Consider the following 11,641-nt stretch of genomic DNA (forward strand, 5'->3'; position numbering starts at 1 on the left):
TTTCATCTCCTTTATTTATTCTCACGACTTTCTGATAGAATCTTGCGGATAGTGCGCACGCGCACCTCCGACTAATTTTGGACGACTAGCCAGCGCCGTTACATGGGCATGACCAATCTCTCTCAAAAGAGGGCGAATCGGAACCTGAACATGCTTGACATGCATGCCAATTGCAGTGTCTCCGATATCCAATCCAGCATGAGCCTTGATAAATTCAACCTCAACTGGATCCTGCATAAACTTGAAGGCTGCTAACTGCCCCGAACCTCCTGCATGAAGAGTTGGAAGGACACTGACGATTTCCAGACCAAACTGCTCTGCCACCTGACGTTCAACAACGAGGGCACGATTGACATGCTCACAGCCTTGAACGGCTAAATGGATACCTCTACTACCTAGAATACCCAAGATAGTCTCCACTATCAGCTCACCAATCTCTTGACTGGATTCTTTCCCAATCTGACCACCTAGCACCTCACTAGAAGATAGACCTAAAACAAAAAGGGCCCCCTGCTTTAAATTGGCCTTCTCTAAAACATCTTCTACTATCTGACGTGTTTCTCTTTGAATCTGTGTCTCGTTCATCTCTGCCACCTCTTTTGTCACTATCTATCATACCGTTTTTTCTTGTTTTTAGCAAGATAGACAACCTAGAAAGCTTGCCCAATTACGCATAAAACTCCCAGAATTGACTGGGAGTTAGCTAGTTTCTATCCTATTTATGTATATTTCCACTTTCGTCCCTTTTTGGGGCCTAGAATCAATCTTCATCTGGTAATTGGCTCCAAAATGAAGTTTGAGTCGCTGATCAACATTTTGCAGACCAACTCCTCCACGTTTGAGTTGACTTTGACTACTATCGCCAGCAGTTTGGAAGCCAACGCCATCATCCTCAATACGGATGACCAATCCTGTATCCTGTTTCTGGACAGAAAGTTTAATATGACCCTGACCTTCCTTCTCCTTGATGCCATGGTAAAGAGCATTCTCTACTAGAGGTTGCAAAACCAGCTTGGGCAAGACCAGATTATCAAAGGTAGGATTTTCCTCAATCTCGTATTCCAGCTTATCTCCATACCGTTGTTTCTGGATAAAGAGATACTGGCGGACATGATTGATTTCATCAGACAGACAAATCAAATCTTTACCTTGATTGAGCGCCAAGCGGAAATAGGTTGCCAAAGACTTGGTCACCTGAACCACTCGCTGACTATCCTGAAATTCAGCCATCCAGATGATGGTGTCCAAGGTGTTATAGAGGAAATGTGGGTTAATCTGACTTGATAGGGCTTGAAGTTGGTACTGACGGGTCGTTTCTTCCTGCCTGCGAATATCTGCCATCAGCTGATCAACCTGATCCAACATGGCATTGAACTGACGAGACACTTCTCTCAGTTCATAGGCACCAGTTTCCCTGGCACGAAGATTCTGATTACCAGAAGCAATTTCCAGCATGGTTTCTCTCAAATCCTTCAAAGGAGCAATCCAGCGTTTAAGACTAAGCCACACCAAGCAGAGACAGACAAGAAGAGATGTGATACTAGCCCCAAGCAAGGTCCACAAGAGTTGATTCCGAACCTGGTCTAACTTCTCCAGCGAAGACACGCCAAGTACCGTCCAATCAGTTCCTGCAATCTTTTCCTGACTGACGTAGGATTTGTGGCTAGGAGTATAGCCCTGACCCGTCTCGATGTAGGGTTTCATAGCCTCCATTTCGCTAGACGAACTATAAACTGTGTGTTGAGGATGGTAAACAAATTCATGGTTTTCATTGATGATAAAGGCAAAGCCCTGCTGCCCCAACTGGAGTTGATTGAGATAGGCTTCCAGAGTTTCGTAGGAAATATCCAAACGAAGCACGCCCAGATTGGCTCCCTTTGCATCAACAAGTTCCTGAGTGACAGAAATGACCCACTGACTATCTGATTTACGAGCTGGTGTCAAAACTGGCTTAGACCCCTGATGAATAGCCTTTTGGTACCAATCCTCAGCCATCATATCAGAAGAAGTTTTCATCTGCACACTATCATCTGTAGAAATGATTTGACCGGATTTGGTCACCAGCACAACAGTTTTCAAGTCCTGATCTGCCTTTAAGATGGTCAAAAACAGATCTCGAATTCCCTTGATCTTGTCTTGACTGGGATTCTCAGCATAGTCTAACACATCCGTCTGCTGGGTCAAACTGGTCGAGGTGGTTTCTAATTTTTTGATATAAGACTGGATAAAGTGGCTAGTTTGGCTGATAGTCGTCTGGCTATTGCCCTCAATGCTAGCCTCAATGGCTGATGAACTAGATTGATAGTAGAAAGTTCCAACCAGAGCTAGGAGAACGAGAAAGACCAGAAAGATGGAAATAACCATTCTAACTAAAAGAGAAGAACGCTTCATCGGCCTTCTCCCTTCTTAAACTGACGAGGTGTCACACCTGCAATCTGTTTAAAACGTTGGGTAAAGTAGTTCATATCTTCAAAACCAACCTTCTCTGCTATCTCGTAAATCTTCAGATCTGTAGTTAAAAGCAAGAGCTTGGCTTGTTTGACACGTTCTCGCACCAAATAATCCTGAAAAGGCAGACCCAACTCTTTCTTAATCAAGGAACTCAGATAAGTCGGGCTAAATCCCAAGTCACTGGCTAAAGACTTTAAACTAAACTGACTATCAGCTAGATGAGACTGGATTTTCTGGGCCATGTTTCCTTCAAACTTGTCAGTCAATAAATCTTGTAACTGCTCTTCTTTCTCTTCCTTGTCCAACTTTTGTTTGATTTTCCCCAACATTTCCTCAATATCCTGACGAGAAAAGGGTTTGAGCAGGTAGTCATCCACACCGAGTTTGACAGCAGATAAGGCATAATCAAAATCATCGTATCCTGTCAAAAAAACTAGATGAACCTGAGGATAGGTTTCTCGAACCAGACTGGCCAACTGGATGCCATTTAGCTGAGGCATGTTGATATCGGTTAAAATAATGTCTGGCACCTGCTTTTGTATCAATTCCCAAGCCTGCCTTCCATTTTCAGCCTGACCGATGATTTCCATATCGTAGGCTGCTACATTGACCAGCTTGGTCAAGCCTTGTCTTACCAGATATTCATCTTCTACGATTAAGATTGTATAGGTCATGCTTCTCTCCTTTGTCACTTACTAGTATCAGTATAGCAAAATTCTCCTCTAACTGCTTAGGAAAGACTTCTTAATCAACATAATCTAGTAAATAAGCATAGCCTTTTTCTTCCATTTGGTCTTTGGGAATAAAGCGGATAGAAAGACTATTGATACAGTAGCGCAAGCCACCTTTGTCCTGTGGACCGTCCGTAAAGACATGCCCAAGGTGAGAATCTCCAACTCGGCTTCTCACTTCCATGCGCGTCATATTGTAGGACTTATCTTCCTTGTAGGTGGCAACATCTGGGCTGATGGGCTGGGTGAAACTAGGCCAGCCGCAACCAGACTCAAACTTGTCCTTTGATGAAAAGAGAGGTTCGCCAGTTGCTACATCCACATAGATACCAGATTCAAATTTATCCCAGTAGCGGTTTGAAAAAGCTCGCTCTGTTTGATTTTTCTGGGTAACTGCATACTCCTCAGGCGACAAGGTCTTTTTCAATTCTTCATCACTTGGTTTTGGGTATTTGCTGGCATCGATGACAGGGTAGGCAGCCTGATTGACATTGATATGGCAGTAGCCATTTGGATTTTTCTTGAGATAGTCTTGATGGTAATCCTCTGCCACTACGAAATTCTGCAGACTCTCCTTTTCAACTGCTAGAGGTTGATCGTATTTCTTAGCCACCTCATCAAAGACTTGGTTGATTACCTCCAAATCCTTGTCATCTGTGTAATATACACCGGTACGGTACTGGGTCCCCACATCATTTCCTTGTTTATTTTTGCTGGTTGGATTGATAATGCGGAAGTAATGAAGCAGGATTTCCTTGAGAGAAATTTGATTAGCATCATAGGTGACATGTACAGTCTCCGCATGACCTGTTTGGTTGATCAATTCGTACTTGGTTGTTTCCCCTCTACCGTTTGCATAGCCTGAAACGGCATCTGTCACTCCGGGAACGCGGGAGAAGTATTCCTCCACTCCCCAGAAACAACCTCCAGCTAGATAAATTTCGTGCAAGTCTGCGTCTTTACTAATTTCTGTTTTTTTCACTGTTTTTCCTCCTTGGCTAACTGCCGCTTTCTCAATTTGCGAGGCATCTGTCTGCCCTGCATTTCGCATCAATAGAAAATAGAAACCGGTTATGGCTAGGAAAAATACTCCTATCAACAAGATGATTTTTAGCTTATCATTCATAGGACACCTCCTAGGCTAATTCTTTCAAAGTTTGCAAAATCGCATCTTTTTCCATAAAACCTGGTTGCGTTTTGACCAATTTTCCTTCACCATCTATAAAGGCTTGAGTGGGGTAAGAACGAACACCATAACTTTCCAAGAGTTTACCTGATGGGTCAACTAGGACTGGGAAATTTTTATAATCCAATCCCTTATACCAATTCTTAAAGTCCGCTTCAGATTGCTCTCCCTTGTGTCCTGGTGACACTACTGTCAAGACCACATAGTCGTCCCCAGCATCCTTAGCAATTTCATCCGTATCTGGAAGACTGGCTAGACAGATGGAACACCAAGAAGCCCAGAATTTGAGATAGACTTTCTTGCCCTTGTAATCAGATAAGCGGTAGGTCTTGCCATCTACTCCAGTTAGCTCAAAATCAGCCACCTCTTTCCCTTTAGCCGTGCTTGTTTTACTAGCTGTCTGCTCCATCTTCATCTCATCTTTCATTTGGTGTTCACTGGTCATGGACTTGCCTGAACAAGCCGTCAAACAAAGGAGCGAACCTGCTCCAAGAACACATGTTTGCCATTTTTTCATACTGATATTCCTTTCCATTTTTATTCAAATAATTGACTTAAAATTGAAGCATTTCCAAATAGAACCAAGAGTCCCATCACAATAATGAGAAAACCACCCACTTTTTTGAGGATTCCGAGATAGGGATGAAGTTTTCGGAAATGTTTCAAAACATAACTAGAGGCTAGAGCTAGAAGCAAGAATGGTAGCGCCAAGCCCAACGTGTACACCAACATGAGACCCGCTCCCTGCCAAGCACCTGAGCCACCTGAAGCCGCCAAGGCTAAAACAGAGCCAAGAACCGGTCCCACACAAGGCGTCCAAGCAAAACTAAAGGTCAAACCCAATAAAAATGCCTGACTATAGCCCTTACCATTTTGCTCCTGTCCTTGCAGTTGTAACCTCTTTTCCTTATAAAGCCCCTTAAAGTGTAGAATCTCCATCTGGTGCAAGCCTAAGAGAATGATAACCGCACCCGTCACATATTGGAACCAAGAAGCATAAAGCAAGTCGCCTAAAAAACCAGCTCCATAGCCCAACAAAATAAAGATAAAGGAAATTCCTGCTATAAAGGCCAGCGTTCGCAATAAACTAACAACTGAGATAGAAAATTTGTTGCTAGAAGCCTGATCACCATCCTTATCATCTAGTAGTACCCCTGCATAGACTGGTAACAAGGGTAAGATACAAGGAGAAAAGAAAGATAGAATTCCAGCAAGAAAAACACTTAGAAAAAAGAAAATATGACCCATAAAGTTCCTCCTATCATTTTATTGATAGATTTATTATACTCCTTCCATTTTCGAAAAAACAGGGACAATGATAGGGAAAAATAGGAATTTAATCAGATAATTTAGAAATCTTAGACAAAAACTATACAAAAACTGCCAAAGCACAAAAGCGCATAGTATCAAGGTTCTATAAAGCCTCGATACTATGCGTTTTTGTAATAGATAAATAGTTAGTCTTTTCTAAAGCTCGGATCTTTCAAACTCTGTATACTGGCATTGATCACCGCGCCTAGGATAACAATTTTAGCAATCAAGATAAACCAAAACATCATAACAACAAGAAGAACGGAACCTAAAATTCGGACGTCCACTAAATGATGGACATAGTAATTGAGATAACTAGAGAACAGAGTTAGTAAACCTAGAATCACTAAGAGAACAAAGGCACTTCCTGGTAGGGTATAGCTAATTTTCCTGTTAGATAGATTGGGAAGAAAATAATAAAGCATAACCAAGATAGCAAAGAGGAGGGCGTAAGTCAGAGGACCTGCCAACCCTTGTAAAGCCTGATAGATAATGCCATCTTTTGTCCAATAATGAGCAAGTAAATCCAAAATCATCTGCCCAAATAAGCTCAAAAACAAGGCAAACGCAAAGAGGAGCTGCAATCCAAAACTGACTAGGAGACTCACCATCTGATGGGAAATAAGTCCACGACTCTTTTCGACGCCATAAGCCTTGTTAAAAGCTTTTTGCAAGAAATTCATAGATTTTGAAAAACTCCATAGAGCCGATAAGACAGAAAAACTCAATAAACCTGTTGAAGGTTGCGTCAAGACTTCTCTGGCTATTTTTTCCACACCTTCATAGAGGCTTGGGGGCAGGACGTCTTTCATAAAGCCCAGAAATTCTCCCACAGGAATCTGAAAATAAGGCAGGATATTGACCACCACCAAAAGCAGGGGAAAAATCGAAATCAACCAATAGTAGGCTACCGCGACACTGGTCAACTCACTATCTGATGCTTGATAATAATGCAAAAAAGCTTTTACTAAAGGCTTGTCTGTCAGCTCTTTCCAGCATTTTTTCATGTCACACTCCTTCACTTACAATCTTATACTCAATGAAAATCAAATAGCAAACTAGGAAGCTAGCCGCAGGTTGCTCAAAGCCCTGCTTTGAGGTTGTAGATGAAACTGACGAAGTCAGTCACATATATAATCCAAGGCGACGCTGACGTGGTTTGAAGAGATTTTCGAAGAGTATTAACTAATTTCTTCTTACCAATTCCACCATATCATAAGGCAGGGTATTGGCGGCTTCCTTCAGAGAATAGTTCTCTAAGTTATTGACATTTTGTCGTAATTTCTTGGCATACTTGGTCGTAATCAATCGTTTCTCTTCATATTCAAAAATCAACTTGCGCTCCAAATAATAGCCCCTCAGCATCTCATCAATATTATTAGGTTTGATACGTGTAATAACCCGTTCGACAAAGGCACCACTGCTGATAATAGCTGTTTCACGAAGACGAGACTCCTGCATAAAACTAATCAAAGAGCGTCTATAGACTCCCTTCAGGTTTTCCAAACTTTCAATAATCATCTCTGTATTGGCAAGATAGAGCTCTGCAATTTGGTCATAATCAAGAGCACGGAGACGGCTTTTCTCCTTGTCCTTCCAGCTACGAAAGGTCTTTCCGAGAGTAAAAACTTCATGAAGGAGAAAACGTAAAATCCGCAAGGAAACAAGGAAATAATAGGTCAATCGTGACGCAAACTTACGATTGATACTTTGTTCCATGTTTTTCAAATATCGTTGGTAAACTCGATAGGCACGCTCACTCATCTTGTCCTCTTCGTAAGCCTGTTCTAAACCATCACTTTCAATACTGAGGATGAGAAGTTTCAAGGCCTCCCAGTCTTCTTGAGCTCCCTTATTTTCTTGACTTAGGATGAGATTTTCAATACGTCCATAATAATTGTCAATAGCCGCATAGAGAGGGAGCTTATTTCTGGTATCTTCCAACTCTTTTTCCAACTCTAGTGTCACTTCATTCAAAATGCCAATATGCATGAGATAATCCTTGCTTTCTTCCTGTTCATCAGAAAGATGAGGCAAGACCAAGAGACCTGTTAAAAAGCTGACAAGCGTCACACCTGCGACAAGGAAAAGTAAGAGAGGATACTCCTGCTCTAAATTACTTGGTATCAAGAGAATCGTAGCAATCGACACCGTTCCCTTAACACCTGAGAAGGTCAAGAGAAGCATATCCTTCATATACTTATTTAGCTTTTTCTTGAGGCGTCTAGTCCTATAGGCATAATAGCCATAGATCATGACAAAACGAATAGCAAAGAGGACAAAGGTAAGAGCGACAAGAGATCCCAATAAAAGTAAGGGATTATAGATTGGATTGGTCAAGATAGGCTCTGCTATCATTTCCAGCTCCATCCCTAAAATCACAAAGACAGAACCGTTGAGCATAAAGTTGACTGTATGCCAGACCGTCTCAGTCACCGTATCCACTTGGGCTTCGAGAAGCGTAATTTTCTTAAAACGGCTTGCCTTTAAAATCCCAGCAACCACCACGGCAATAATCCCTGAAACGTGTACCTCTTCTGCCAGAAAGAAGGTCACAAGAGGCAAACTCAATTCCAGAAGGAGTTCACTGGCAATATCTGTTGCTCTCACACTTAGCAAGAAGCTATGGAGGAACCGGTTGGTCATGGCTGTTAAAAAACCGATCAAAAAACCGCCTAGGATTGAAAAGATGAGCGAACTACTCGCTTGCCCAAGGGAAAAGACTCCAGTTGTCCAGGCTGTCAAAGCCACCTGAAAGGCAACCAAGCCAGAAGCATCATTCAAGAGTCCTTCACCCTTAAGGATATTGGACACGCGCTTTGGAAAGCTAAACCGCTCCGAAAGAGAGGCAAAGGCCACCAAGTCCGTAGGCCCAAGGGCCGCCCCAACAGCCAAACAAGCTGCCAAAGGAAGGCTGAGCCAAAGAAGATGGGCCAAGCCACCCAAACTCAGGGTCGAGATAAAAATCACTGGAAATATGAGATAAACAATGATTCGCCAGTGTTTTAAAATAGCCGTAATATCTGCTTCCTCCGACTCTCGGAAAAGCAAGGGTCCGATAACCAGGGCCAAAAACAACTCCGTATTGAGGTGAAAGTCGGTATTGGGTAAAAAGAGACCAATCACGATTCCCAAAAGAATCTGCACCAAAGGGAGAGGCAAAAAAGGCAGGAGCTTATTGGTTGTACTTGAGACAATCAAGACCAGTAAGAATAGGATAAGGTAAATCAGTAATTCCACGTAATTCCTCCTTAATCTTTTTTACAACAGGATTCAAATATCTCCTTCTGCTCTTTGATTTTTTGGTCAATCTTGGAACAATCTTTGTGCTCAATTTTTCTCTGGCACCGTTCCATTTCAAGAGCAACTAATTTTTTCTTGATTTTAAGCATTTTTTTGCTCATATGCGCTTGGTCTAACACACCTACTGCTCGTTCGTGGTGGGTTGATTCAACAAAATTCTGGCGCATGGCATCCAGCTTTTCACGTAGGTATTGTTTATCCATGTCTATATCTCTCTAATTTTTCAATCATCACTAAAAATGGTGGGTTGTTGACTTGGTTTAAAGTTCGGTAAATGGCAGCTGTGTACTCTTGTTGGTTTAACTGGCTGACAAAATCCAAGACAGCATCCCTCTCGAGGTCGCCTCCATCATGACCATAGTAGATCATAATGGCAATCCGTCCACCTTTGACAAGCAAATGACACAGCTTTTCTAATGCTTCAATAGTCGTCTGAGGTTGGGTAATGACTGACTTATCAGCTGATGGCAAATAGCCCAGATTAAAAATCCCTGCCTTGGCTTCTGTCACAAACTGGTCCAGTGTCTCGTGACCTTGCAAGATTAACTGAGCATTTGTCAGGCTAGCCTGGTCCAAACGCTCTTGCGTCTTTTCCAAGGCTTGCTCCTGAATATCAAAAGCATATACTTTCTGGGCTAGCTTGGCTAGAAAAAGCGTGTCATGACCATTTCCCATAGTCGCATCCACTACGATATCCTCTTTTGTCACTACCTCAGCCAAAAAATCATGTGCCATCTCAAGTGGTCTTTTCATTTTCAAACTCCTGTTTTACAGCCTTGCATCCTTGAACACTTCCGCGACGTCTCATCTCCATCTCAATGCTGTTGAGGACTTCCCATTTATTGAGGCTCCACATAGGACCAATCAGCATATCTCTAGGTGCATCTCCCGTGATTCGATGGATGACGATATGCTTGGGTATGATTTCCAGTTGATCACAAATGACCTTGACATACTCGTCCTGACTCATCAGTTGCAAACGTCCCTCGTGGTAATCTCGTTGCATACGCGTATTGGTCATCAGGTGAAGCAAATGCAGTTTAATCCCTTGAATATCGTTATCCGTAACACAGCGACGAACATTTTCAATCATCATCTCATGGGTTTCACCAGGCAAACCATTGATCAAATGGGAAACAATCTCAATCTTTGGATACTTTCTCAAACGCTTGACCGTTTCCACGTACAACTCATAGGAGTGGGCACGGTTAATCAGGTCAGAGGTTGTTTCATAAGTAGTCTGCAAGCCCAATTCAACCGTCACATGCATGCGCTCCGATAACTCAGCCAAATATTCGATGGTTTCGTCTGGTAAACAGTCTGGGCGCGTTCCGATATTGATGCCTACCACACCTGGCTCATTGATCGCCTGCTCATAGCGCTCTCGGATGACTTCCACCTTTTCATGGGTGTTGGTAAAATTTTGAAAATAAACCAGATACTTCTGCACATCCGGCCACTTACGGTGCATAAAGTCAATTTCCTTATAAAATTGCTCACGGATAGGCGCATCTGGTGCTACGATAGCATCTCCAGAACCTGAAACCGTACAAAAAGTACAGCCTCCATGAGCCACAGTCCCATCACGATTGGGACAGTCAAATCCCGCATCAATAGGGACTTTAAAGGTCTTTTCTCCAAAGAGTTTTCGATAATAATCATTCAAGGTATTATAAGATTTCATAACTTTCATTATAACAAAAAACACCCACAATCTCAAAAGCCTGACTTTCCTATAAATTCCTCTGTTTCTCGTTTCCATTAGCCTTTTTTTATGATACAATATGGATATGATTTTAATGAAATTAGCATCTATTTTATTATTGATACTGACCTTAGTCGTCTGCATTATCATAACCAAACTTTTTAGATTAAAAAAACTAGGACGAAACTTTGCGGATTTGGCTTTTCCAGTCTTGGTATTTGAATATTACCTGATCACAGCTAAAACTTTTACCCATAATTTCCTCCCTAGACTGGGTCTAGCCCTCTCAGTCCTAGCCATTATTCTCGTTTTTTTCTTCCTTTTGAAAAAACGTAGCTTTTACTATCCTAAATTCATCAAATTCTTCTGGCGTGCAGGATTCTTATTAACCCTTTTCATGTATATCGAGATGATTGTTGAATTGATGGCTCAGAAATAAAAAATGAAATCGAAAACACCTCAATCAAACTAAATACAGTGATTGAAGTGTTTTTTCTTTATATCTTTTTTAATAATTCTTATTTACTTTCTTTATCAGGAAAGATAAATCCAATACCAATGCAAGCCAGCACACCTGCTCCAATTACCAAGCCACTTGAAATTGGCAAAAGATCCAAAATTGCATTTGCGATGATAAAGGCAATAATGAAACACATCAGACTAGCCTTGTAATCCTTTTTCAAAAGATTCTCTAGTGCAAAATAGAGGAACAAGCCTATCGGAATCAGTGACCAGAGGTTGACATCCAAACTTGGCCAGCCAACAGAGCCAAAATACACTACTGTCGCTGCTGCTACTAAAAATACAATCCCTAATAATTTTTTCATTTGTTTATCTCCGATTTCTTTTTTAGGAACTTGAGTTATCTGATATTGATGCCTCACGTCCCTTACAAAAAGCATTATAGCAGAGGTTGGTTTCAAGAACAAGCTCTTTTGTCTATCTGGTCTTTAT

General features: G+C 41.8%; 13 protein-coding genes. 1 reads left to right on the forward strand and 12 read right to left on the reverse strand.

The annotated features are described in order from the left end of the window. Nucleotides 1-21 precede the first annotated feature (21 nt). The 11 genes from ACLV7Q_RS07565 to ACLV7Q_RS07615 all read right to left on the reverse strand — a co-directional run bounded on the left by ACLV7Q_RS07565 (nt 22) and on the right by ACLV7Q_RS07615 (nt 10,675). Nucleotides 22-585: a TIGR01440 family protein gene (locus ACLV7Q_RS07565; RefSeq protein WP_050242330.1), complete on the reverse strand. Its 564-nt coding sequence runs from the start codon at nt 583-585 to the stop codon at nt 22-24. Nucleotides 586-699: 114 nt separating this feature from the next. Next, nucleotides 700-2,391, reverse strand: a complete 1,692-nt coding sequence (locus tag ACLV7Q_RS07570; RefSeq protein ID WP_218757687.1) for a cache domain-containing sensor histidine kinase — start codon at nt 2,389-2,391, stop codon at nt 700-702. Further along, entirely contained in the window at nt 2,388-3,125 is a 738-nt protein-coding gene (locus ACLV7Q_RS07575; RefSeq protein WP_004261873.1) for a response regulator transcription factor, read from the reverse strand. Before ACLV7Q_RS07575 ends, ACLV7Q_RS07570 begins: the two co-directional genes overlap by 4 nt. Before the next feature lie 70 nt (nt 3,126-3,195). Continuing rightward, complete coding sequence (gene msrB / locus ACLV7Q_RS07580) at nt 3,196-4,308, reverse strand: peptide-methionine (R)-S-oxide reductase MsrB (RefSeq protein WP_061375266.1); 1,113 nt, start codon at nt 4,306-4,308, stop codon at nt 3,196-3,198. A 10-nt stretch (nt 4,309-4,318) separates the two neighbouring features. Next, entirely contained in the window at nt 4,319-4,885 is a 567-nt protein-coding gene (locus ACLV7Q_RS07585; RefSeq protein ID WP_218757688.1) for a TlpA family protein disulfide reductase, read from the reverse strand. Nucleotides 4,886-4,905: 20 nt separating this feature from the next. Next, a complete protein-coding gene (gene ccdA2 / locus ACLV7Q_RS07590; RefSeq protein ID WP_218757689.1) occupies nt 4,906-5,616 on the reverse strand; it encodes a thiol-disulfide oxidoreductase-associated membrane protein CcdA2 in 711 nt (236 codons plus the stop codon). Nucleotides 5,617-5,825: 209 nt separating this feature from the next. Next, nucleotides 5,826-6,686, reverse strand: coding sequence for a YihY/virulence factor BrkB family protein (locus ACLV7Q_RS07595; protein ID WP_173283357.1), 861 nt, complete (start codon nt 6,684-6,686; stop codon nt 5,826-5,828). 178 nt (nt 6,687-6,864) lie between these two features. Further along, nucleotides 6,865-8,919 (reverse strand): cation:proton antiporter, encoded by a 2,055-nt coding sequence (locus tag ACLV7Q_RS07600; protein WP_218757690.1) that lies wholly within the window; start codon nt 8,917-8,919, stop codon nt 6,865-6,867. Between the two features lie 11 nt (nt 8,920-8,930). Then, nucleotides 8,931-9,185: a hypothetical protein gene (locus ACLV7Q_RS07605; protein WP_000361085.1), complete on the reverse strand. Its 255-nt coding sequence runs from the start codon at nt 9,183-9,185 to the stop codon at nt 8,931-8,933. Beyond that, nucleotides 9,178-9,735, reverse strand: a complete 558-nt coding sequence (locus ACLV7Q_RS07610; protein ID WP_218757691.1) for a tRNA (mnm(5)s(2)U34)-methyltransferase — start codon at nt 9,733-9,735, stop codon at nt 9,178-9,180. The genes ACLV7Q_RS07605 and ACLV7Q_RS07610 overlap by 8 nt, the downstream gene beginning before the upstream one ends. Further along, a complete protein-coding gene (locus tag ACLV7Q_RS07615; protein WP_023946280.1) occupies nt 9,719-10,675 on the reverse strand; it encodes a TIGR01212 family radical SAM protein in 957 nt (318 codons plus the stop codon). The genes ACLV7Q_RS07610 and ACLV7Q_RS07615 overlap by 17 nt, the downstream gene beginning before the upstream one ends. A 91-nt stretch (nt 10,676-10,766) precedes the next feature. Between ACLV7Q_RS07615 and ACLV7Q_RS07620 the strand changes: the two genes are divergently transcribed. Beyond that, nucleotides 10,767-11,126 (forward strand): DUF3397 domain-containing protein, encoded by a 360-nt coding sequence (locus ACLV7Q_RS07620; protein WP_218757692.1) that lies wholly within the window; start codon nt 10,767-10,769, stop codon nt 11,124-11,126. Nucleotides 11,127-11,205: 79 nt separating this feature from the next. Here ACLV7Q_RS07620 and ACLV7Q_RS07625 read toward each other — a convergent pair whose 3' ends face one another. After that, nucleotides 11,206-11,514 (reverse strand): hypothetical protein, encoded by a 309-nt coding sequence (locus ACLV7Q_RS07625; RefSeq protein WP_218757693.1) that lies wholly within the window; start codon nt 11,512-11,514, stop codon nt 11,206-11,208. Between the last annotated feature and the right edge of the window lie 127 nt (nt 11,515-11,641).

Origin of the sequence: Streptococcus mitis (assembly GCF_965111725.1) — a bacterium.
Taxonomy (GTDB): Bacteria; Bacillota; Bacilli; order Lactobacillales; family Streptococcaceae; genus Streptococcus; species Streptococcus mitis_DV.

What these genes read in the sequence shown, in the direction of transcription:
- ACLV7Q_RS07565 (WP_050242330.1), bottom strand. Translation starts at nt 585, where the DNA reads ATGAACGAGACACAGATTCAAAGAGAAACACGTCAGATAGTAGAAGAT.
- ACLV7Q_RS07570 (WP_218757687.1), bottom strand. Translation starts at nt 2,391, where the DNA reads ATGAAGCGTTCTTCTCTTTTAGTTAGAATGGTTATTTCCATCTTTCTG.
- ACLV7Q_RS07575 (WP_004261873.1), bottom strand. Translation starts at nt 3,125, where the DNA reads ATGACCTATACAATCTTAATCGTAGAAGATGAATATCTGGTAAGACAA.
- msrB (WP_061375266.1), bottom strand. Translation starts at nt 4,308, where the DNA reads ATGAATGATAAGCTAAAAATCATCTTGTTGATAGGAGTATTTTTCCTA.
- ACLV7Q_RS07585 (WP_218757688.1), bottom strand. Translation starts at nt 4,885, where the DNA reads ATGAAAAAATGGCAAACATGTGTTCTTGGAGCAGGTTCGCTCCTTTGT.
- ccdA2 (WP_218757689.1), bottom strand. Translation starts at nt 5,616, where the DNA reads ATGGGTCATATTTTCTTTTTTCTAAGTGTTTTTCTTGCTGGAATTCTA.
- ACLV7Q_RS07595 (WP_173283357.1), bottom strand. Translation starts at nt 6,686, where the DNA reads ATGAAAAAATGCTGGAAAGAGCTGACAGACAAGCCTTTAGTAAAAGCT.
- ACLV7Q_RS07605 (WP_000361085.1), bottom strand. Translation starts at nt 9,185, where the DNA reads ATGGATAAACAATACCTACGTGAAAAGCTGGATGCCATGCGCCAGAAT.
- ACLV7Q_RS07610 (WP_218757691.1), bottom strand. Translation starts at nt 9,735, where the DNA reads ATGAAAAGACCACTTGAGATGGCACATGATTTTTTGGCTGAGGTAGTG.
- ACLV7Q_RS07615 (WP_023946280.1), bottom strand. Translation starts at nt 10,675, where the DNA reads ATGAAAGTTATGAAATCTTATAATACCTTGAATGATTATTATCGAAAA.
- ACLV7Q_RS07620 (WP_218757692.1), top strand. Translation starts at nt 10,767, where the DNA reads ATGGATATGATTTTAATGAAATTAGCATCTATTTTATTATTGATACTG.
- ACLV7Q_RS07625 (WP_218757693.1), bottom strand. Translation starts at nt 11,514, where the DNA reads ATGAAAAAATTATTAGGGATTGTATTTTTAGTAGCAGCAGCGACAGTA.